Genomic DNA, 2,272 nt, shown 5'->3' with positions numbered 1-2,272 from the left:
TCAGGTTGGACCCGTCAGTAAATCGTTCGATCACCACCACTCTTCCCTGCCGATTCTCCCGCAAGGCGAACTTTTCTTAGCCCTCCCGTTCCGACAATCAACGATCCCATTTCTGGGTTTTTGATGATGTCTGACTGCAACGCTCGAAACTCTTCATCCGTGAGCATCTCTTTTCGCTGAGATTCAAACAATGGCGTTTCAATAAACTCTAATGCGTAGCTAATAACCCGATCCTCTCCCAAAAGAATAGGAGTACATTGTACTCCTGGCAAGCGTATTTTCAAATGTATTAACGATTAAATCCGAAACCTCGACCTCTGCGATTTTGTCGTGCTAACGACTGCTCTTGCTGTATTGCTTTTCCAACGACTGGAGCTGCTGCGTCAAGTTGTTTACTTGCATGGTCAAGCTGCTCACACTGCTCTGTAAGCGTTGGTTCTCCTCGCTGCTCTGCTCGAATCTTTTCTCTAAATCCTTGTAGAGCTTCACGAACTCGCTGTGCTGCTCCTTGTGCTGCCTCTCTAAAACCTCGAAGGCGTGCAAAAGTTGTTTCTCTAGCTCGGTCATTTATTTCCTCTCCAACTTGATCAGCTCGTTCTTGCCATCGTTCATTGTCCACCCCTCCAGAATCGAGTAACCCTCTGGTATCACAATAAAACGTTCCCCTTTCTGGCTCTCGTACAGAGAAAGCCCCCAAGTCTTGTTCTGGAACTGCTCTAGGATCGCTTTTTGGCGGGCTATCTTTTTCTGATTGTCTAATATCGTCTGCCCTTGATACCAAGCGATCCCGTAACTGACGATCACCAAAAATAACAGGGTCACTGGCAACCAAATCCATGTTTTCATCACCAAGAGATTCAAACGTGATTGCTGCTCTTGGATGTCGTTTATGATTTTCTGCTCGCTTGATTTCAACGCATCTTGAATACGTTGTTCGTGCCTCTCGAAGTCTTTCTTTAGCGTTTGCTCGATAGCGTTGGCTTGCTTCTTCGATTGCGAATTGAAGTCCCTCGCCATATTCAAAATCTTGCTCATACAACAAACCTTTTAATCTTATGTTTCGTTTCCCACTTTCGGGATTCTTAATGCTGATGCTTTTAGCTGTCACTCTGGCAATCTCAAATCCTTTGCTTTCAAGCGCACCAATTACCCCTTTTCGACTACGGATCGCGCCTGATTGAGCAAGATTAAGTAGACCATCGGTAAGAAGTTGCTGAATCTCTTTTGCATCGGATGGAGTGTCTTTAGCACTCACCAAGCCTTGCTGATTAGCAGGGTCATCTGGGTCATGAAGCCCTAGTTCAAGATTCTGAATGGTGCGCCAAGCATCGATACGAGGATTGTCTGCAAAGTGGTAGTAAGGTTGAAGTCGCTTGCCAGAATGAAGCTCAATATTTGGAATAACAAAGTTCAGCTCTAACCGCCCTTTATCAAGATGCTCTACCCAAAGAATGGAGTATTGGTCTTTGTCTAAGCCTGGTAACAAAGCCTTTTCAAAATCAGCCATGAGGCGATCTTTAATCTCTTGTGATAAGTCCGTTTCAGCAAAACAGAGAAAGCCCGATGTGTACTTTTTGGCGTAAGGACTCGAATCAATGAGTGATTGAACTAAATCAGGATCGCCTTGATTGAGTGTCGCCCTCTCCCGATTTCTATCTTTCCCTAAGAGATAATCAACAGGGCCACTCCCAATACCCTTACCTCTACGAGCGAACTGAACAATCATACTGAGATCTCATACTTTGCCATTATTTGCCCAAGCTGACGCTCGATTGCTGAAAGTTGGGCCAATACTTGAACCACATTCACGACATCATAATTCTGGGTATTCACTACTCTAGTGATCTGATTCAAGTTATTTCCAAGTCCAGATAACTGGCGCAATAATGCGGGGTCTACTTTAGGAACATTGGCTCTTTTAAGAGTCCGTTCCCCAAGACAAGTCTCTCTCACCCAAGGAGCTAATTCCGCACCATCACACCGATCTTTCAGAGCTTGAAGTTCAGTCTCAGTGACTCTGATCTTGATGGACTTTTCTCGTATTACTTTCTTCTTTTCAGTCATGGCAATTCTTTAGTTTGAGTGCTTTTAACTAGGGTTAAGGGAGCGTAGCGTCCCTTACAAGGCACAATGACAACGTAACGAAGTGGAGGGGTCTTTGTGTAGCCTTGCTTATGTGCTTAACAAAAGATAGAAAGTAAGATAAAGAAATGCAAATAAGGGAAATCATGAAGTATCAAACAATGACAGTAAGAGCAAAGAGGAGGCTAGC

Annotated in this window: 4 protein-coding genes; all 4 read right to left on the bottom strand. The window is 44.4% G+C overall.

The window, feature by feature from the left end:
* Window positions 1-14: 14 nt before the first annotated feature.
* The 4 genes from R7Q48_RS23890 to R7Q48_RS23880 all read right to left on the bottom strand — a co-directional run bounded on the left by R7Q48_RS23890 (window position 15) and on the right by R7Q48_RS23880 (window position 2,064).
* On the bottom strand, window positions 15-272 hold the full coding sequence (locus R7Q48_RS23890; RefSeq protein ID WP_318132550.1) for a hypothetical protein: 258 nt from the start codon (window positions 270-272) through the stop codon (window positions 15-17).
* A 61-nt stretch (window positions 273-333) separates the two neighbouring features.
* Window positions 334-567, bottom strand: coding sequence for an MbeD/MobD family mobilization/exclusion protein (locus R7Q48_RS31760; protein WP_169567099.1), 234 nt, complete (start codon window positions 565-567; stop codon window positions 334-336).
* Complete coding sequence (locus R7Q48_RS31755; RefSeq protein WP_353616425.1) at window positions 568-1,017, bottom strand: MbeB family mobilization protein; 450 nt, start codon at window positions 1,015-1,017, stop codon at window positions 568-570.
* Window positions 1,018-1,722: 705 nt separating this feature from the next.
* Window positions 1,723-2,064, bottom strand: a complete 342-nt coding sequence (locus R7Q48_RS23880) for a MobC family plasmid mobilization relaxosome protein (protein WP_169608416.1) — start codon at window positions 2,062-2,064, stop codon at window positions 1,723-1,725.
* Window positions 2,065-2,272: the final 208 nt, after the last annotated feature.

It is taken from the genome of Vibrio sp. 378 (assembly GCF_033339435.1).
The sequence above is the reverse complement of the archived record's forward strand: the minus strand, read 5'-3'. Positions and strand labels throughout refer to the sequence as shown.

Excerpts from the sequence above, each read along its gene's own strand:
- R7Q48_RS31760 (WP_169567099.1), bottom strand. The coding sequence starts at position 567 with ATGACCGAGCTAGAGAAACAACTTTTGCACGCCTTCGAGGTTTTAGAG.
- R7Q48_RS31755 (WP_353616425.1), bottom strand. The coding sequence starts at position 1,017 with ATGGCGAGGGACTTCAATTCGCAATCGAAGAAGCAAGCCAACGCTATC.
- R7Q48_RS23880 (WP_169608416.1), bottom strand. The coding sequence starts at position 2,064 with ATGACTGAAAAGAAGAAAGTAATACGAGAAAAGTCCATCAAGATCAGA.